The 21692-nt window shown below is 72.9% G+C and carries 2 protein-coding genes; both read left to right on the forward strand.

Annotated features, from left to right (window positions below; all coding sequences use genetic code 11):
- Positions 1-19 precede the first annotated feature (19 nt).
- Positions 20-10786, forward strand: coding sequence for a type I polyketide synthase (locus tag ACZ5WG_RS28475; RefSeq protein WP_468726837.1), 10767 nt, complete (start codon positions 20-22; stop codon positions 10784-10786).
- Between the two features lie 36 nt (positions 10787-10822).
- On the forward strand, positions 10823-21688 hold the full coding sequence (locus ACZ5WG_RS28480) for a type I polyketide synthase (protein WP_468726838.1): 10866 nt from the start codon (positions 10823-10825) through the stop codon (positions 21686-21688).
- Positions 21689-21692 lie beyond the last annotated feature (4 nt).

Genomic DNA, 21692 nt, shown 5'->3' on the forward strand with positions numbered 1-21692 from the left:
CGAATCGTGGAGGATGGATATGTCGGCGCCCGACCAGCAGGTCGTTGAGGCACTGCGTGCCTCGCTGAAGGAGAACGCCCGGCTTCAGCAGGAGAACAGCACACTCGTCGCGGCAGCCGCGGAGCCCATCGCGATCGTGTCCATGGCCTGCCGGTACGCCGGCGGAATCCGCGGGCCGGAGGACTTCTGGCGGGTGGTGTCCGAGGGTGCCGACGTGTACAGCACGTTCCCCGAGGACCGCGGCTGGGACGTGGAGGGCCTCTACCACCCGGACCCCGACAACCCCGGTACGACGTATGTACGGGAGGGCGCCTTCCTGCACGACGCGGCGCAGTTCGACGCCGGATTCTTCGGGATCTCGCCGCGTGAGGCCCTGGCGATGGACCCCCAGCAGCGACAGCTGCTCGAGGTGTCCTGGGAGACCTTCGAGCGGGCCGGCATCGACCCCCACTCGGTACGCGGCAGCGACATCGGCGTGTTCGCCGGAATCGTCCACCAGGACTACGCGCCGGACCTCAGCGGCTTCGAGGGGTACCTCAGCCTGGAGCGCGCCCTGGGCACGGCGGGCGGCGTCGCCTCCGGGCGGGTCGCCTACACCCTCGGGCTCGAGGGCCCCGCGGTGACGGTCGACACCATGTGCTCCTCCTCGTTGGTCGCGATCCACCTCGCCGCACAGGCGCTGCGCCGGGGCGAGTGCTCCATGGCGCTCGCGGGCGGCTCGACGGTCATGGCGACGCCGGGCGGGTTCGTCGGCTTCGCACGTCAGCGCGCACTCGCCTTCGACGGGCGCTGCAAGTCCTACGCCGCCGGCGCCGACGGTTCCGGCTGGGCCGAGGGCGTGGGCGTGGTGCTGCTGGAGCGCCTCTCGGTGGCGCAGGAGCGCGGGCACCAGGTACTGGCCGTGATCCGCGGCAGTGCCGTGAACCAGGACGGTGCGTCCAACGGCCTGACCGCGCCGAACGGTCCCTCGCAGCAGCGGGTGATCCGCAAGGCGCTCGACAGCGCGGGGCTCACCCCCTCCGACGTGGACGCGGTGGAGGGCCACGGCACGGGTACGGTGCTGGGCGACCCGATCGAGGCGCAGGCGCTGCTGGCCACCTACGGCCAGGGCCGCGACCCGGAACAGCCGCTGTGGCTCGGCTCGGTCAAGTCCGTCATCGGGCACACGCAGGCGGCGTCCGGCGTGGCCGCCGTGATCAACATGGTCCAGGCGCTGCGGCACAAGACGCTCCCGGCCACCCTGCACGTGGACGCGCCCACCCCCCAGGTGGACTGGTCTGCGGGTGCCGTCGAGCTGCTGACCGAGGCGCGGGAGTGGCCGCAGAACGGCCACCCGCGCCGCGCCGGTGTCTCCGCGTTCGGGGCCAGCGGCACGAACGCGCACATGATCCTGGAGGAGGCGCCCGGCGAGGAGGCGGAGACCGTCGCGGACGTGGCGCAGCCCGCCGGTGTGGTGCCGTTGGTGGTGTCGGCGGGGACCGCTGCTTCGCTGGCGGCCCAGGCCGGGCGGCTGGCGGCGTTCGTCGAGGACGCCGATGAGGTGCCGCTGGCGGACGTGGCCGGAACGCTGGTGTCGGGCCGCGCCGTGCTGGGTGAGCGCGCGGTGGTGCTCGCGGGTTCCCACGACGAGGCGCTGGCCGGTCTGCAGGCGCTGGCGCGCGGTGAGAGTGCGGCCGGTGTGGTGACCGGTTCGGGTACGCCGGGCAAGGTCGTGTGGGTGTTCCCGGGTCAGGGCTCGCAGTGGGCCGGCATGGGCCGTGAACTGCTCGACTCCTCCCCGGTGTTCGCCGAGCGGATCGCGCAGTGCGCCGCCGCCCTGGAGCGGTGGGTGGACTGGTCGCTGATCGACGTACTGCGCGGCGACGCCGAACCCGAGCTCCTTGACCGGGTCGACGTCCTGCAGCCGGCGAGCTTCGCCGTGATGGTCGGTCTGGCAGCGGTGTGGGCCTCCGTGGGCGTCGAGCCCGACGCGGTGCTCGGCCACTCGCAGGGTGAGATCGCGGCCGCGTGTGTGGCGGGTGCGCTGTCGCTGGAGGACGCGGCGCGCGTGGTGGCGCTGCGCAGCCAGGCCATCGCGAAGGACCTGGCCGGCCGCGGCGGTATGGCGTCGGTCGCGCTGACCGAGGAAGAGGCCGTCGCGCGTCTGGAGCGCTGGGCGGACCGGGTCGAGGTCGCGGCGGTCAACGGGCCGTCCTCCGTGGTGATCGCCGGAGACGCCGAGGCGCTGGACGAGGCGCTGGACGCGCTGGAGGACCAGGGCGTCCGGGTGCGTCGGGTCGCGGTGGACTACGCCTCGCACACGCGGCACGTCGAGGACATCCGCGACGCGCTCGCCGAGGCGCTGGCCGGGGTCGGCGCGCAGGCGCCGAAGGTGCCGTTCTACTCCACCGTCACCGGCACGTGGGTCGAGGACGCCGATGTCCTCGACGGCGGGTACTGGTACCGGAATCTGCGTGGCCAGGTGGGCTTCGGTCCGGCCGTGGCCGAGCTGCTGTCGCAGGGGCACGGGGTGTTCGTGGAGGTCAGTGCCCACCCGGTGCTGGTCCAGCCGATCACCGAGGCCGTCGACAAGGCCGACACCGGCACCGATGTGGTGGTGACCGGGTCCCTGCGGCGTCAGGACGGCGGTCTGCGCCGGCTGCTGGCCTCGATGGCCGAGCTGTTCGCCCGCGGTGTGGCCCTGGACTGGGCCGAGGTCCTGCCCGGTGGAGCGGCGTTCCGGCGTGTGGACCTGCCGACCTACGCCTTCGACCACCAGCACTACTGGATCCAGATGGCCGGCTCGGCCACGGACGCGGCGTCGCTGGGGCTGACCGGGGCCGATCACCCGCTGCTGGGCGCGGTGGTGCAGCTGCCGCAGTCCGACGGGCTGGTCTTCACCTCGAGGCTGTCGCTGCGCACGCACCCCTGGCTGGCCGGTCACGCCATCGGCGGCGTGGTGATCATCCCCGGCACGATGTACGTCGACCTCGCGGTGCGCGCCGGCGACGAGTTCGGCTACGGAGTCCTGGAAGAACTCGTGATCGAGGCACCCCTGGTGCTGCCCGAGCACGGCGGAGTGCGGTTGCAGGTCGCGGTCGGCGGACCGAACCCGACCGGCACGCGCACGGTGGACGTGTACTCCCAGCGCGAGGACGCGGCCGGCGAGGGTGGCGCGAACGAATGGACGCGGCACGCCACCGGACTCCTGGCGGAGCCTTCGGCGACACGCACAGCGGCGCAGGGATTCGACTTCGCCGCGTGGCCGCCGGCCGGTGCGGAGCCCGTCGAGGTCGGGAACTTCTACACCGACCTGCTCGAGCGCGGCTACGCGTACGGTCCGGCGTTCCAGGGCCTGCGGGCGGTGTGGCGGCGCGGTGACGAGGTCTTCGCCGAGGCCGTCCTGCCCGAGGAACAGCGGGAGGACGCCGGCAAGTTCGGCATGCACCCCGCGCTGCTGGACGCCGCCCTCCACACGAACGCCTTCGCCAATCCGGACGACGACCGCCAAGTGCTGCCGTTCGCGTGGAACGGGCTGGTGCTGCACGCCGTGGGTGCCTCGGCACTGCGGGTGCGGATCGCGCCGTGCGGCCCGGACGCGCTGTCGTTCCAGGCCTCCGACGAGACCGGCGACATGGTCCTGACGATGGACTCGCTGGTGTCCCGTGAGGTGTCCACCGACCAGCTGGGCGCCGCGGCAGGCGATGAGAGCCGCGACACGCTCTTCGGGGTGGAGTGGACCGAGCTGCCCTCGGCCCAGGGCGCGGAGGCTTCGCCGTCGTGGGCGCCGGTGTCCGCCGCCGCCGACGTGGTCGCTCTGGCCGGGAGCGCCGGCGTCCCGGCGGTGGCGGTCCTGCAGGCCGTGGCCGGGGCCGACGGCGAGGGCGCGGTACTGGAGTCGACCTCCAGGGTGCTCGAGGTCGTCCAGGCCTGGCTGGCCGGGACCGGGCTGGAGGAGTCGCGGCTGGTCGTGGTGACCCGCGGCGCGGTTCCCGCCGGCGACGGTACGGTGACCGACCCGGCCGGATCGGCCGTCTGGGGTCTGGTGCGTGCCGCGCAGGCCGAGAACCCCGACCGGATCGTTCTGATCGACACCGACCCGGCCTCCGGCGACGGAGCGGGTTCCGTCCTGGGCGCGGTGCTGGCCAGCGGCGAGCCGCAGGTCGCAGTGCGCGGAACGGCCCTCTCCGTCCCCCGGCTCGTCCGGGCCGGCGGGGAGGTCCCGGACGAGCCCGCGGTGTTCGGTGCCGAAGGGACCGTCCTGGTCACGGGTGGCACCGGCGCCCTGGGCGGTCTGGTGGCCCGTCACCTGGTCACCCGGCACGGGGTGCGTCAGCTGCTGCTGGCCGGCCGTCGGGGTCCGGCTGCCGAGGGTGTGCAGGAGCTGGTCGCCGAGCTGGCCGAGCTGGGTGCCGCGGTGTCGGTGGTGGCCTGTGACGTGTCCGACCGTGGCCAGGTCGAGGCCCTGCTGGCGTCGGTGCCGGCCGAGCACCGGCTGACCGGTGTCGTGCACATGGCCGGTGTGCTGGACGACGGCGTGATCGCAACACTGACCCCGGAGCGGCTCGCGACGGTGTTCGCGCCGAAGGTGGACGCGGTCCGCCACCTCGACGAGCTGACCCGCGGCCTGGACCTCGACGCGTTCATCGTGTTCTCGTCCGCCGCCTCGCTCATGGGGTCGGCCGGCCAGGGCAACTATGCGGCGGCCAATGCCTTCCTCGACGGCCTGATGGCCGGCCGTCGGGCGGCGGGCCTGCCTGCGCTGTCACTGGCCTGGGGCCTGTGGGAGCAGAGCAACGGCCTGACCGCTCACCTCAGCGCCGTCGACCAGGCCCGTATGAGCCGTGGTGGCGTGCTGGCGATGACGCCGGCGGAGGGCCTGCACATCTTCGACGTCGGCCTGTACGCGGGCCAGGCGCTGCTGGTGCCGATCAAGCTGGACCTGAAGGCCATGCGAAGCCAGGCCGCAGCCGGCGGGGGAGTCCCGCATCTGCTGCGCGGCCTGGTCCGCGCGAGTCGGCGCGTGGCGCGGGCGGCTGCCGGGGACAGCAGCGGACTGGTCCGCCGGCTCGCCGGGCTGTCGCCGGCCGAGCAGGAGAGCATCCTGCTGACCGTCGTCCAGGCCGAATCGGGCAACGTACTCGGTTTCAGCGGCCCCGAACTGGCGCAGGGCACCCGCGGGTTCAGTGACATCGGGTTCGACTCGCTGACCGCGGTCGAGCTGCGGAACCGGCTCAGCGCGGCGACCGGCGTGAAGCTGCCGGCCACGCTGATCTTCGACTACCCCACCCCGGTCGCGCTCGCCCGCCATCTCCGCGAGGAGCTCGGCGACGCGGCGGCCGGCACCCCTGCCTCGGCTGCGGCCGTCGTCGCGGATCCCGATGAGCCGATCGCGATCGTCGGGATGGCGTGCCGGCTGCCGGGCGGTGTGGCCGATCCCGATGGCCTGTGGCAGCTGGTGTCCGAGGGCCGCGAGGGCATGTCGTCCTTCCCCGACGACCGCGGCTGGGACCTGGACGGTCTGTACGGCCCGGACCCCGACCGTACGGGCACCTCGCCCGCCGGCCGGGGCGGATTCCTGCACGGGGCCGCGCAGTTCGACGCCGCGTTCTTCGGCATCTCGCCGAACGAGGCGCTGGCGATGGACCCGCAGCAGCGACTGCTGCTGGAGGCCTCCTGGGAGGCGCTGGAGCGGGCGGGCATCGACCCGAGCACGGCACAGGGCAGCAACATCGGCGTCTTCTCCGGTGTCTCCATCCACGACTACGTCGAGTCCCTGACGAACATGCCCGAGGAACTCGAAGGCTTCGTCACGACCGCCACGGCGGGCAGTGTGGCCTCGGGCCGCGTGTCGTACGCCTTCGGTTTCGAGGGCCCCGCGGTCACCGTGGACACGGCCTGCTCTTCGTCCCTGGTGGCGATGCACCTGGCCGCGCAGGCGCTGCGCCAGGGCGAGTGCTCGATGGCGCTCGCCGGCGGTGTCGCCGTGATGGGATCGCCGATCGGAATCCTCGGCATGTCGCGTCAGCGCGGCATGGCCGCTGACGGCCGGTGCAAGGCGTACGCCGACGGCGCGGACGGCACGGTGCTGTCCGAGGGCGTCGGTCTGGTGGTGCTGGAGCGGCTGTCGGTGGCGCGTGAGCGCGGGCACCGGGTGCTGGCGGTGCTGCGCGGCAGCGCGGTCAACCAGGACGGCGCGTCGAACGGTCTGACGGCGCCGAACGGTCCCTCGCAGCAGCGGGTGATCCGCAAGGCCCTGGCCAGTGCCGGGCTCGCCCCGTCCGATGTGGACGTGGTGGAGGGCCACGGCACGGGTACGACCCTGGGCGACCCGATCGAGGCGCAGGCGCTCCTGGCGACGTACGGGCGGGACCGGGACCCGGAGCAGCCGCTGTGGCTGGGTTCCCTGAAGTCGAACATCGGGCACACGCAGGCGGCTGCCGGTGTGGCCGGCGTGATCAAGATGGTGCAGGCGCTGCGGCACGGCGTCATGCCGCCCACGCTGCACGCGCAGGAGCCGTCAAGCCAGGTGGACTGGTCGGCGGGTGCGATCGAGCTGCTGACGCAGGCGCGGGAGTGGCCGCGCAACGGCCATCCGCGTCGGGTCGGTGTCTCTTCGTTCGGCATCAGCGGGACGAACGCGCACCTGATTCTGGAGGAGGCACCGCCGGAGACGGCCGAGACCGTTGCGGAATCGCCGGCGCCTGCCGGTGTGGTGCCGCTGGTGGTGTCGGCGCGGAGCGCCGGTTCGCTGGCGGGTCAGGCCGGGCGGTTGGCGGCGTTCGTCGAGGGCGCCGATGGGGTGTCGCTGGCGGACGTGGCCGGGGCGTTGGTGTCGGAGCGTACGGTCTTCGGTGAGCGTGCGGTGGTTGTTGCCGACTCGGGCGAGGAGGCGCTGGTCGGTCTGCAGGCGCTGGCGCGCGGTGAGGGTGCGGCCGGTGTGGTGTCCGGGAGTGCGTCTGCTTCGGGCAAGGTCGTGTGGGTGTTCCCGGGTCAGGGCTCGCAGTGGGCGGGTATGGGCCGGGAGTTGCTCGACTCCTCGCCGGTCTTTGCCGAGCGGATCGCGGAGTGCGCGGCTGCGCTGGAGCCGTGGATCGACTGGTCGCTGATCGACGTACTGCGCGGCGAAGGAGACCCCGACCTCATCGAGCGGGTCGACGTACTCCAGCCGGCCAGCTTCGCCGTGATGGTGGGCCTGGCCGCGGTCTGGGCGTCCGTGGGCGTGGAGCCCGATGCGGTGCTCGGTCACTCCCAGGGTGAGATCGCGGCCGCGTGTGTGGCGGGTGCGTTGTCGCTGGAGGACGCGGCGCGCGTGGTGGCCTTGCGTAGCCAGGCCATTGCCAAGGAGCTGGCCGGGCGTGGCGGTATGGCGTCGGTCGCGCTGAGCGCGGACGAGGCCGTTGCGCGGCTGGTGTCGTGGGCGGACCGGGTCGAGGTCGCCGCGGTCAACGGGCCGTCGTCGGTGGTGATCGCCGGTGATGCCGAGGCGCTGGACGAGGCGCTGGAGGCGCTGTCGGGCGAGGGCGTCCGGGTGCGTCGGGTCGCGGTGGATTACGCGTCGCACACCCGGCATGTGGAAGACCTTCGTGACACGCTCGCCGAGACGCTGGCCGGGATCGGCGCGAAGGCCCCGACGGTGCCGTTCTACTCGACCGTGACCGGTGGTTGGGTGGCGGAAGCCGATGTCCTGGACGGCGCGTACTGGTACCGCAATCTGCGTGGCCAGGTGGGCTTCGGTCCGGCCGTGGCCGACCTGCTGGCGCAGGGGCACGGGGTGTTCGTGGAGGTCAGTGCCCACCCGGTGCTGGTCCAGCCGATCACCGAGACCATCGACAACACCGACACCGACACCGACACCGATGTGGTGGTGACGGGTTCGCTGCGCCGCGAGGACGGTGGCCTGCGACGGCTGCTGGCCTCGATGGCCGAGCTGTTCGTACGCGGTGTGCCCGTGGACTGGGCCAAGGTCCTGCCCGCCGGAGCGGCGTCCGCCCGCATCGACCTGCCGACGTACGCCTTCGAGCACCAGCACTACTGGCTCCAGACGGCCGGGTCGGCCACGGACGCTGCCTCGCTGGGCCAGACGACGGCCGATCACCCGCTGCTGGGTGCGGTGGTGCAGCTGCCGCAGTCCGACGGGCTCGTCTTCACCTCGCGGCTGTCGCTGAAGTCGCACCCCTGGCTCGCCGATCACACGATCGGTGGCGTGGTGCTCCTTCCGGGCACCGGGCTGGCGGAGCTCGCGGTGCGGGCCGGTGATGAGGCCGGCTGCGGGGTCCTGGACGAACTCGTCATCGAGGCACCGCTGGTGGTGCCCGAGCACGGCGGAGTCCGCGTACAGGTCGCCGTCGGCGGACCGGGTGAGACCGGCTCGCGGACCGTGGCGATCTACGCCCAGCGCGAGGACGCCGCCGGTGAGGGGCTGTGGACGCGGCACGCCACCGGTGTGCTGTCGGCATCGGCTCAGACGGGCGGCAGTGGCACCGGGTTCGACTTCGCCGCCTGGCCGCCGGCCGGAGCGCAGCCGGTCGAGATCGGGGACTTCTACTCCGGTCTGGCCGAGCGTGGCTACGGCTACGGCCCGGCGTTCCAGGGCGTACGGGCGGTGTGGCGGCGCGGCGAGGAGGTCTTCGCCGAGGTCGCCCTGCCCGAGGGGCAGCGCAAGGAAGCCGGCAGGTTCGGCATCCACCCCGCGCTGCTGGACGCGGCCCTGCACGCAGGGACGGTCGACGCCGTGGAGGCGGACGGACAGCTGCAGCCGCTCGAGTGGAGCGGGCTGGAGCTGCACGCCGCGGGTGCGTCGGCCCTGCGGGTGCGCGTGGCGCCGAGCGGCCCGGAGGCGCTGGCGGTCGAGGCTGCCGACGAGACCGGTGGCCTGGTCCTGACGCTGGACTCGCTGGTGTTCCGGCCGGTCTCCGCCGAGCAGTTGGAGACCGCGGGGAGCACGGCGCGCACCGACTCGCTGTTCCAGGTGGAGTGGACCGAGCTGTCCCAGGCCCAGGGGGCCGGGCTCGCTCCCTCGTGGCTGTCGGTGGCCGACGCCGACGATGTGGCGGCGCTCGCCGGGAGCGCAGGTGCCCCGGCGGTGGCGGTTCTCGAGGCCGTCGGTGGTTCCGGCGAGGGCGCGGTGCTGGCTCTGACTTCCCGGGTACTGGAGGTCGTGCAGGCGTGGCTGGCCGGGTCCGGGCTGGAGGAGTCGCGGCTGGTGGTCGTGACCCGGGGTGCGGTTCCCGCCGGCGACGGCGCGGTGACCGACCCGGCCGGGTCGGCGGTATGGGGCATGGTGCGGGCCGCCCAAGGCGAGAACCCAGACCGGATCGTCCTCCTGGACACCGACCCCGCTGCCGAAGGCGCCGCGGAGCTGGTGCTGGGTGCGGTGCTGGCCAGCGGGGAGCCGCAGGTCGCGGTCCGTGGCACGGCCCTCTCCGCCCCCCGGCTCGTCCGGGCCGGCGGTGAGGTCCCGGATGTTCCGGCGGTGTTCGGGCCGGAGGGGACGGTCCTGGTCACGGGTGGTACCGGGTCGTTGGGTGGCCTGGTGGCCCGGCATCTGGTCTCCCGCCGCGGGGTGCGTCAGCTGCTGCTGGCGAGCCGTCGGGGTCCGGAGGCCGAAGGGGTGCAGGAGCTGGTGGCCGAGCTGGCCGAGCTGGGTGCTGCGGTGTCGGTGGTGGCCTGTGACGTGTCCGACCGTGGCCAGGTCGAGGCGCTGCTGGCAGCGGTGCCGGCCGGGCACCGGCTGACCGGTGTCGTGCACACCGCAGGTGTGCTGGATGCCGGGGTGATCGGAACGGTGACCCCGGAGCGGCTGGCGCGGGTGTTCGCGCCGAAGGTGGACGCGGTGCGGCACCTGGATGAGCTGACGCGAGGCCTGGACCTCGACGCGTTCATCGTCTACTCCTCCGTCTCGGCCGTCTTCATGGGTGCGGGCAGCGGCAGTTACGCGGCGGCGAACGCCTACCTGGACGGGCTGATGGCCAACCGCCGGGCTTCGGGTGTGCCGGGTCTGTCGCTGGCCTGGGGCCTGTGGGACCAGACCTCCGGCATGGCGGCCAACACCGACGACCTCACCAGGAACCGGATGAACCGGCGCGGTGGTCTGCAGGCGATGCCGCCGGAAGAGGGTATGGAGCTGTTCGAAGCCGCTCTGGGGTCCGCACAGTCCCTGCTGGTGCCGGCCAAGCTGGACCTGCGGGGGGTGCGCGCCGACGCGGCCGCCGGTGGCGCCGTACCGCACATGCTGCGCAGCCTGGTCCGGGTGGGGCGGCAGCAGGCGCAGGCGGCGGCCACCGCCGACGAGGGCCGGAAGCTGTACGACCGGCTGGTCGCACTGACCGCCGCCGACCAGACGAAGGTCCTCCTGGACCTGGTACGGACCCAGGTGGCCGCCGTGCTCGGACATGCCGGGCCGGAGAGCGTGCGGACGGACATGGCGTTCAAGGACGCCGGGTTCGACTCGCTCACGTCGGTGGAATTGCGCAACCGGCTGCGTGAGGCGACCGGTTTGAAGCTTCCGGCCACGCTGGTCTTCGACTATCCGGCCCCGCAGGCCCTCGCCCGCCACCTGCACCAGGAATTGCTGCCGGACAACGACGCAATCGAGATGGAAGTGGATGAGGAGCGGCTGCGGAACGCACTCGCATCTCTCCCGCTGGCCCGGTTCCGGGAAGCAGGATTGATGGAAGCCCTGGTCAAGCTGGTCGCCCGGGGCGACGGCGCACCGGAAATCGGCGGGATCGACAACGCCGACGAGGAGAGGGCGATCGCCGAGCTGGACGTCGACGATCTCGTGCAGCTGGCGCTCGGCGAATAAACACCTTCGGAACCGCTGAATGATTGGGGCAATTAAGTGAGTGCGTCGTATGAAAAGGTCGTCCAGGCGCTGAGGAAGTCGCTGGAAGAGGTCGGCTCGCTGAAGAAGCAGAACCGCCAACTCCTCGACGCTTCCCGTGAACCGATCGCCATCGTGGGCATGGCCTGCCGTCTGCCGGGTGGTGTGGCGGGGCCGGAGGACCTGTGGCAGATGGTGTCCGAGGGCCGGGACGCCGTCTCCGGGTTCCCCGAGGACCGGGGTTGGGATCTGGAGGGCCTGTTCGACCCGGACCCCGAGCGTGCGGGTACCTCGTACACGGATCAGGGTGGGTTCCTGCACGAGGCGGGGCTCTTCGACGCGGGGTTCTTCGGGATTTCGCCGCGTGAGGCGCTGGCGATGGACCCGCAGCAGCGGCTGCTGCTGGAGACCTCGTGGGAGGCGCTGGAGCGGGCGGGCATCGACCCGGTCTCGCTGAAGGGCAGCGACGTCGGCGTGTTCTCCGGGGTCTTCGGCCAGGGCTACGTAGCGCCGGGAGCCAGTGTGGTGACCCCCGAGCTGGAGGGGTTCGCGGGCACGGGCGGCTCGACGAGCGTGGCCTCGGGCCGGGTGTCCTACGTGCTCGGTTTCGAGGGGCCGGCGGTCTCGGTGGACACCGCGTGTTCGTCCTCGCTGGTGGCGATGCACCTGGCCGCGCAGGCGCTGCGCCAGGGCGAGTGCTCGATGGCGCTGGCCGGCGGCGCGACGGTGCTGGCTTCGCCCGGCGTCTTTGCGGAGTTCTCCCGGCAGCGTGGCCTGGCCGCCGACGGCCGGTGCAAGGCATTCGCCGATGCCGCGGACGGCACGGGCTGGGCCGAGGGCGTCGGTGTGGTCGTACTGGAGCGGCTGTCGGTGGCGCGGGAGCGCGGGCACCGGGTGCTGGCGGTACTGCGCGGCAGCGCGGTCAACCAGGACGGTGCTTCCAACGGCCTGACCGCGCCGAACGGCCCCTCGCAGCAGCGGGTGATCCGCGGAGCGCTGGCGAGCGCCGGGCTGGTGGTGGCGGATGTGGACGTGGTGGAGGGTCACGGGACCGGTACGGCCCTGGGCGATCCGATCGAGGCGCAGGCGCTCCTGGCGACGTACGGCCAGGGCCGCGACGCGGAACAGCCGCTGTGGCTCGGCTCGTTGAAGTCGAACATCGGTCACGCACAGGCGGCTGCCGGTGTGGCCGGTGTGATCAAGATGGTGGAGGCACTGCGCCACGGCGTGATGCCTCCCACGCTGCACGTGGATGCGCCCACGACTGAAGTCGACTGGTCCGCGGGTGCGGTGGAGCTGCTGACCGAGGCGCGGGAGTGGCCGCAGAACGGCCGGCCGCGCCGGGCCGGTGTGTCCGCGTTCGGTGTCAGTGGCACGAACGCCCACCTGATCCTGGAGGAGGCTCCGCAGGAGGAGGCGGAGCAGGCCTCCGGCGAGGCGCTCCCCACCGGTGTGGTGCCGCTGGTGGTGTCGGCGCGGACCCCCGGTGCGCTTTCGGCACAGGCCGGGCGGCTGGCGGCCTTCGTCGAGGGCGCCGACGGAGTGTCGACGGCGGACGTCGCCGGGGCTCTGGTGTCGGGCCGCGCGGTGCTGGGCGAGCGTGCGGTGGTCGTGGCCGACTCTGCCGACGAGGCGCTGGCCGGTCTCCAGGCGCTGGCGCGCGGTGAGGACGCGGCCGGCGTCGTGGCCGGCAGCGCCGGTTCCGGTGCGCCGGGCAAGGTCGTGTGGGTCTTCCCCGGGCAGGGCTCGCAGTGGGCCGGCATGGGCCGCGAACTCCTCGACTCCTCCCCGGTGTTCGCCGAGCGGATCGCGCAGTGCGCTGCCGCTCTGGAGCCGTGGATCGACTGGTCGCTGATCGACGTACTGCGCGGCGAGACCGATCCCGAGCTCATGGAGCGGGTCGACGTCCTGCAGCCGGCCAGCTTCGCCGTGATGGTGGGCCTTGCCGCGGTCTGGGCGTCGGCGGGCGTGGAGCCCGATGCGGTGCTCGGTCACTCCCAGGGTGAGATAGCCGCTGCCTGCGTGGCGGGTGCGCTCTCGCTGGAGGACGCGGCACGCGTGGTGACGCTGCGCAGCCAGGCCATCGCGAAGGACCTGGCCGGCCGCGGCGGCATGGCTTCGGTGGCGCTGAGCGCGGACGAGGCCGTTGCGCGTCTGGCTCCGTGGGCCGATCGGGTCGAGGTGGCCGCGGTCAACGGCCCGTCCTCCGTGGTGATCGCCGGTGACGCCGAGGCTCTGGACGAGGCGCTGGAGTCGCTGTCCGGTGAGGGCGTCCGGGTGCGGCGGGTCGCGGTGGACTACGCCTCGCACACCCGGCACGTGGAGGACATCCGCGAGGCGCTCGCCGCAGCGCTGGCCGAGGTGAGTGCTCTGGCACCGACCGTGCCGTTCTACTCGACCGTCACGGGTACGTGGGTGGCGGACGCCGACGTCCTCGACGGCGCGTACTGGTACCGCAATCTGCGCGGCCAGGTGGGCTTCGGTCCGGCCGTGGCCGACCTGGTCGACCAGGGCCACGGGGTCTTCGTCGAGGTCAGCGCCCACCCGGTGCTGGTCCAGCCGATCACCGAGACCGTCGACAACACCGACACCACCGCCAATGTGCTGGTGACCGGCTCGCTGCGCCGTGAAGACGGTGGCCTGCGCCGGCTGCTGGCCTCGATGGCCGAGCTGTTCGTCCGCGGTGTGGCCGTGGACTGGAGCGCTGTCCTGCCCGCCGGTGCCAAGTCCGCACACGTGGACCTGCCGACGTACGCCTTCGAGCACCAGCACTACTGGCTCGAGGCGGTCGGGGGCGCCACGGATGCGGCCTCGCTGGGCCAGACGACGGCCGATCACCCGCTGCTGGGCGCGGTGGTGCGCCTGCCGCAGTCCGACGGGCTCGTCTTCACCTCGCGGCTGTCCCTGAAGTCCCACGCCTGGCTGGCCGATCATGCGGTGAGTGGTGTGGTGATCCTCCCCGGGACCGGGCTGGTGGAGCTGGCCGTCCGGGCCGGTGACGAGGCCGGGTGCGGGGTGCTGGAAGAGCTGGTGATCGAGGCGCCGCTGGTGGTGCCCGAGCACGGCGGCGTACGGGTGCAGGTCGCCGTCGGCGGGCCGGGTGAGACCGGTTCGCGCACGGTGGAGGTGTACTCGCAGCGCGAGGACGCCGCCGGCGAGGGTGGCGCGGACGTGTGGACGCGTCACGCCACCGGACTCCTGTCGGCATCGCCGGCGGCCCATGGGACGGAGTTCGACTTCGCCGCCTGGCCGCCGCGGGGTGCGCAGCCGGTCGAGGTCGGGAACTTCTACACCGACCTGCTCGAGCGCGGCTACGCGTACGGTCCTGCGTTCCAGGGCCTGCGGACGGTGTGGCGGCGCGGCGAGGAGGTCTTCGCCGAGGTTGCCCTGCCCGAGGAGCAGAGCAAGGACGCCGGAAAGTTCGGCATTCACCCGGCGCTGCTCGATGCGGCCCTGCAGGCCGGGACGGTCGGCGCAGCGGCGGGCACGGCACAGGAGGAAGAAGCCGGGGAACCGGTGCTCGCGTTCGCGTGGAACGGGCTGGCGCTGCACGCCGCCGGTGCCTCGACCCTGCGGGTACGCGTGGCGCCGAGCGGTCCTGACGCGCTGACGTTCCAGGCCGCCGACGTGACCGGCAACCTGGTCCTGACGCTGGACTCGCTGGTGTCCAGGCCGGTGTCCGCCGAGCAGCTGGGCGGCGCGGCGGACGCTGCGGTCGCCAACTCGCTGTTCCAGGTGGAGTGGAGCGCGCTGCCCGAGGTGCAGGCCGAGCCCTCGCTGTCGTGGGCGCCGGTGGCCACCGCCGACGAGGTGACGTCGCTGGCCGAAGGCATGGCTGCGGTCCCCGGAGTATCGCTGGTGGCGGTCCTGGAAGCCGTCGGCGATGAGGACGGTGGCGAGGACGCGGTCCTGGCGCTGACCTCGCGGGTGCTGGGGGTCTTGCAGGCGTGGCTGGCCGGCGCCGGGCTGGAGGAGTCGCAGCTGGTGGTGGCGACCCGGGGTGCGGTGCCCGCCGGTGACGGCGCGGTGACCGATCCCGCGGGCGCCGCGGTGTGGGGTCTGGTGCGGGCTGCCCAGACGGAAAGCCCCGACCGGATCGTCCTGGTGGACATCGACCCCGCTGCCGAAGGCGGCACGGATTCGGTGATGGACACGGTGCTGGACTCGGTGCTGGCCTGCGGCGAGCCGCAGGTCGCGGTGCGCGGAACCACCTTCTCCGTGCCCCGGCTCGCCCGTACGGCCGCCCATGTTCCGGACGTTCCGGCGGTCTTCGGGCCGGAGGGGACCGTCCTGGTCTCGGGCGCCGGGTCCCTGGGTGGTCTGGTGGCCCGGCATCTGGTCTCCCGGCACGGGGTGCGGCAGCTGGTGCTGGCCAGCCGTCGGGGTCCGGATGCCGACGGAGTGCACGAACTGGTTGCCGAGCTGACCGGGCAGGGCGCTGCGGTCTCGGCGGTCGCCTGCGACGTGTCCGACCGCAGCCAGGTCGAGGCCCTTCTGGCATCGGTTCCGGCCGAGCACCCCCTCACCGGTGTGGTGCACACCGCAGGCGTGTTCGACGACGGGTTGATCGGGGCCCTGACCCCGGAGCGGCTGGCGGGGGTCTTCGCGCCGAAGGTGGACGCGGTCCGTCACCTCGACGAGCTGACCCGGGGCCTGGACCTCGACGCGTTCGTCGTGTTCTCGTCCGTCGCGGGCCTGTCCGGCGGCGCCGGCCAGGGCAACTACTCGGCGGCGAACGCCTTCCTGGACGGGCTGATGAACAACCGCCGGGCGGCGGGCCTGCCGGGCCTGTCGCTGGCCTGGGGCCTGTGGGACCAGACCCTCGGCATGGCCACGCACCTCAGCAACGTCGACCAGGCGCGTGCCAGCCGTAGCGGTGTGCTCGCGATTTCGGCGGCGGAGGGCATGGAGCTCTTCGATGCCGGTCTGGTGTCCGGACAGGCGCTGCTGGTGCCGGTCAAGCTCGACCTGCGCGGGGTGCGTGCTGACGCGGCGGCCGGTCGTGCGGTGCCGAACCTGCTGCGCGGCCTGGTCCGCGCGGGCCGACAGCAGGCGAGCGCGGGCGGCGCCGCCGACGAGGGGCGCCAGCTCTCCGACCGGCTGGCCGGACTCGCCGCGGCGGAGCAGGAGGCCCTGCTCCTCGAGCTGGTGCGTACCCAGGCGGCGGTCGTGCTCGGGCACACCGGGCCGGGCGGCGTCCGCGCGGAGACGGCGTTCAAGGACGCCGGGTTCGACTCGCTGACCTCGGTCGAGCTGCGGAACCGGGTGCGTGAGGCGACCGGTCTGAAGCTTCCGGCGACGCTGGTCTTCGACTACCCGACCCCGCTGGCCCTCGCCCGCTACCTGCGCGAGGAGTTCGGTGACGTGGCGCCGGCGCCGGTCGAACCGACGGTCGTGGCGGCCGATACGGGTGAGCCGCTCGCGATCGTGGGTATGGCCTGCCGCCTGCCGGGCGGCGTGGCCGGTCCCGAGGACCTGTGGCGCATGGTGTGTGAGGGCCGGGACGCCGTGTCGTCCTTCCCCGACGACCGCGGCTGGGACCTGGAGGGTCTGTTCGACCTCGATCCCGACCACGCGGGTACCTCGTACACCGACCAGGGTGGCTTCCTGCAGGGGGCGGGCCAGTTCGACGCGGGGTTCTTCGGGATCTCGCCGCGTGAGGCGCTGGCGATGGACCCGCAGCAGCGACTGCTGCTGGAGACATCCTGGGAGGCCTTGGAGGGGGCTGGCATCGACCCGGTCTCGCTGAAGGGCACCGACGTCGGCGTGTTCTCCGGCGTCTCCAGCCAGGGCTACGGGACCGGCACGGTCGCGCCGGAGGTGGAAGGTTTCGCGGGCACGGGGCTGGCGCCGAGCGTGGCGTCGGGCCGGGTGTCGTACGTGTTCGGCTTCGAGGGCCCGGCGGTTTCGGTGGACACCGCGTGCTCTTCGTCCCTGGTGGCGATGCACCTGGCCGCGCAGGCGCTGCGCCAGGGAGAGTGCTCGATGGCGCTGGCCGGCGGCGCGATGGTCATGTCGACGCCCGGTGCGTTCATGGCCTTCTCCCGGCAGCGTGGCCTGGCCGCTGACGGCCGGTGCAAGGCGTTCGCGGACGGCGCGGACGGCATGGGGCTGTCCGAGGGCGTCGGCGTGGTGCTGCTCGAGCGCCTGTCGGTGGCTCGGGAGCGCGGACACCGGGTTCTCGCGGTGCTGCGTGCCAGTGCGGTGAACCAGGACGGTGCGTCCAACGGCCTGACCGCTCCGAGCGGTCCGTCGCAGCAGCGGGTGATCCGCAAGGCTCTGGCCAACGCCGGACTTTCCCCGTCCGACGTGGACATCGTGGAGGGCCACGGCACGGGTACGGCCCTGGGCGACCCGATCGAGGCGCAGGCACTGCTTGCCACCTACGGCAAGGGCCGGGATCCGGAGCAGCCGCTGTGGCTGGGTTCCCTGAAGTCGAACATCGGTCATGCGCAGGCGGCTGCCGGTGTGGCCAGTGTGATCAAGATGGTGCAGGCGCTGCGGCACGGCGTCATGCCCCCCACGCTGCATGCTCAGAAGCCCACGACTGAAGTGGACTGGACGGTGGGTGCGGTCGAGCTGCTGACCGAGGCCCGGGAGTGGCCGCAGACCGGTCACCCGCGCCGTGCCGGTGTGTCCTCGTTCGGTGTCAGCGGCACGAACGCGCACCTGATCCTGGAGCAAGCACCCGCCGAAGAGGCCGAGACCGTCGCGGAATCGCCGGCGCCTGCCGGTGTGGTGCCGCTGGTGGTCTCGGCGCGGAGCGCCGGTTCGCTCGCGGGCCAGGCCGGGCGGCTGGCGGCGTTCCTCGAGGGCGCCGATGAGGTGTCGCTGACCGACGTGGCCGGAACGCTCGTGTCCGACCGTACGGTCTTCGGCGAGCGCGCGGTGGTTGTCGCCGACTCGGGCAAGGAAGCACTGGTCGGTCTGCAGGCGCTGGCGCGCGGTGAGAGTGCGGCCGGTGTGGTGTCCGGGAGCGCGTCTGCTTCGGGCAAGGTCGTGTGGGTGTTCCCCGGGCAGGGCTCGCAGTGGGCGGGCATGGGCCGGGAACTCCTCGACTCCTCGCCGGTGTTCGCCGAGCGGATCGCGGAGTGCGCGGCCGCTCTGGAGCCGTGGATCGACTGGTCGCTGATCGACGTACTGCGCGGCGAAGGAGACCCCGACCTCATCGAGCGGGTCGACGTACTCCAGCCGGCCAGCTTCGCCGTGATGGTGGGCCTGGCCGCGGTCTGGGCGTCCGTGGGCGTGGAGCCCGATGCGGTGCTGGGTCACTCGCAGGGTGAGATCGCCGCTGCCTGCGTCGCGGGGGCCCTGTCCCTGGACGATGCGGCGCGCGTCGTCGCGCTGCGCAGCCAGGCCATTGCCAAGGAGCTGGCCGGGCGTGGTGGTATGGCTTCTGTGGCGCTGAGCGCGGACGCCGCGGTTGCGCGTCTGGTGCCGTGGGCGGACCGGGTCGAGGTGGCCGCCGTCAACGGCCCGACCTCCGTGGTGATCGCCGGTGACGCCGAGGCTCTGGACGAGGCGCTGGAAGCGCTGTCGGGCGATGGCGTCCGGGTGCGGCGGGTCGCGGTGGATTACGCGTCGCACACCCGGCACGTGGAAGACCTTCGCGACACGCTCGCCGAGACGCTGGCCGGGATCGACGCGAAGGCCCCGACGGTGCCGTTCTACTCGACCGTCACCGGTACGTGGGTGTCGGACGCCGACGTCCTGGACGGCGCGTACTGGTACCGCAATCTGCGTGGCCAGGTGGGCTTCGGTCCGGCCGTGGCCGAGCTGCTGTCGCAGGGGCACGGGGTGTTCGTGGAGGTCAGCGCCCACCCGGTGCTGGTCCAGCCGATCACCGAGACCATCGACAACACCGACACCGACACCGATGTGGTGGTGACGGGTTCGCTGCGCCGCGAGGACGGTGGCCTGCGACGGCTGCTGGCCTCGATGGCCGAGCTGTTCGTCCGCGGTGTGGCCGTGGACTGGGCCAAGGTCCTGCCCGCCGGAGCGGCTTCCGCCCGCATCGACCTGCCGACATACGCCTTCGATCACGAGCACTACTGGCTGCACCTGGCCGAGGCGGCCACCGATGCGGCGTCGCTGGGCCAGGCGGCAGCCGATCACCCGCTGCTGGGTGCGGTCGTGCGGCTGCCGCAGTCGGACGGTCTGGTCTTCACCTCGCGACTGTCGCTGAAGTCGCACCCCTGGCTGGCCGATCACAGGGTCGGTGGCGTGGTGCTCCTCCCGGGCACCGGGCTGGTGGAGCTCGCGGTGCGGGCCGGTGATGAGGCCGGGTGCGGGCTGCTGGAAGAACTCGTGACCGAGGCACCGCTGGTGGTGCCCGAGCACGGCGGCGTGCGCGTGCAGGTCGCCGTCGGCGGGCCGGGCGAGACCGGTTCGCGCACGGTGAACGTGTACTCCCAGCGTGAGGACGCCGTCGGCGAGGGTGGCGCGGACGTGTGGACGCGGCACGCCACCGGTCTCCTGGCGGCATCGCCGGCGACAGGGGGAGCGGCGCAGGAGTTCGACTTCGCCGCCTGGCCCCCGGCCGGCGCGCAGCAGGTGGACATCAGCGGCGGATACGACCTGCTCGCGCAGGTGGGGTATGCGTACGGGCCGGCGTTCCAGGGCATGCGGGCCGTGTGGCGGCGCGGCGAGGAACTCTTCGCCGAGGTCGCCCTGCCCGAGGACCAGCGCAAGGAAGCCGGCAAGTTCGGCCTCCACCCCGCGCTGCTGGACGCGGCCCTGCAGGCCGGGATGTTCAGCGCCGCGGCGAGCACGGCCACGGAGGAATCCGCGGAACCGGTGATGCCGTTCGCGTGGAACGGGCTGGCGCTGCACGCCGCCGGTGCCTCGGCCCTGCGGATACGCGTGGCGCCCAACGGTCCCGACGCGCTGTCGGTCAAGGCTGCGGACGAGACCGGTGGCCCGGTCGTGACGTTGGACTCGCTGGTTCTGCGGCCGGTGTCCGTCGAGCAGTTGGGCGCGGCTGCGGACACCGCGGTCGCCAACTCGCTCTTCGAGGTGGAATGGTCCGAGCTGCCCCGGGTCCAGGGGGCCGGGCTGTCGCCGTCGTGGGTGCCGGTGTCCGCCGCTGACGAGGTGGCGGCCCTGTCCGGCGGTGCAGAGGTCCCGGCCGCGGCCGTCCTGGAAGCCGTCGGCGGTACCGGCGAGGATGCGGTGCTGGCTCTGACCTCCCGGGTACTGGAGGTCGTACAGGCGTGGCTGGCCGACGCAGGGCTGGAGGAGTCGCGCCTGGTGGTTCTGACGCGTGGCGCGGTTCCCGCCGGCGACGGCGCGGTGACCGACCCGGCCGGGTCGGCGGTGTGGGGCCTGGTGCGTGCCGCCCAGGCCGAGAACCCCGACCGGATCGTCCTGCTGGACACCGACCCCGCTGCCGAAGGCGGCACGGATACGGTGCTGGATTCCGTGCTGGGTTCGGTACTGGCCTGCGGTGAGCCGCAGATCGCGGTGCGCGGAACGATCCTCTCCGTGCCCCGACTCGTCCGGGTCACCGGCGAGGTCCCGGATGCTCCCGCGGTGTTCGGACCGGACGGGACCGTCCTGGTCTCCGGCGCCGGGTCGTTGGGCGCGCTGGCGGCCCGGCACCTGGTCACCCGGCTCGGCGTGCGGCACCTGCTGCTGGCCAGCCGTCGGGGCCCGGATGCCGAAGGTGTGCAGGAGCTGGTCGCCGAACTCACCGAGCTGGGTGCGGCGGTCTCGGCGGTCGCCTGCGACGTGTCCGACCGCGGCCAGGTCGAGGCCCTTCTGGCATCGGTTCCGGCCGAGCACCGGCTGTCCGGTGTGGTGCACACCGCGGGCGTTTTCGATCCCGGCGTGGTCGGGGCGCTGACCCCGGAGCGGCTGGCGGGGGTCTTCGCGCCGAAGGTGGACGCGGTCCGTCACCTCGACGAACTGACCCGCGGAACGGACCTCGACGCCTTCATCGTCTACTCCTCCGCATCGTCCATCTTTATGGGAGCTGGTAGTGGTGGCTACGCAGCGGCCAATGCTTTCCTGGACGGGTTGATGGCCTGCCGCCGGGCGGCGGGCCTGCCGGGTCTGTCGCTGGCCTGGGGCCCGTGGGAGCAGGTCACAGGTCTGGGCGACAGCATCGACGACCTCACCCTGACTCAGATGAGCCGGCGTGAGGGACGTGGGGGAGTCATGGCGCTCAAGTCCGCCGAGGGTATGGAGCTGTTCGGTGCGGCCGTGGGGTCCGGACAGGCGCTGCTGGTGCCGGTCAAGCTGGACCTGCGGGGTGTGCGTGCCGACGCCGCGACCGGTGTCGGGGTGCCGCACCTGTTGCGTGGCCTGGTACCGGCAGGCCGGCAACTGGCGAACGCCGGGGGCACCGGCAACGAGGGCCGGCAGCTGTCCGACCGGCTGACCGGACTCACCGCGGCGGAGCAGGAGGCCCTGCTCCTCGACCTGGTGCGTGCTCAGGCCGCGGTCGTGCTCGGGCATTCCGACTCCGGCAGTGTCCGTGCGGAGATGGCGTTCAAGGAAGCCGGGTTCGACTCGCTGACGTCGGTGGAACTGCGGAACCGGGTGCGTGAGGCGACCGGTCTGAAGCTTCCGGCGACGCTGGTCTTCGACTACCCGACCCCGCTGGCCCTCGCCCGCCACCTGCGCGAGGAGTGCGCCGTCGACGAGGCCTCCGCCGCGGATCCGGTGCTGGCCGGTCTCGCCGGTCTGGAGGCGTCCATCGAGGCCGCGGCTTCCGATGACGAGGCCCGCGACCGGATCACCGTACGCCTGCGGGAGCTGCTGAAGGCAGCCGAGTCGGCGGGCGGTCCCGATGCGGCGACGGGAACTGCGGACGCGTCCAACGAGGATCTCGAAACCGCTGACGACGAGGAGCTGTTCGCGATCTTCGACCGGCTCGACTGAGCCG

This window comes from Streptomyces sp. NPDC032745 (assembly GCF_055579465.1).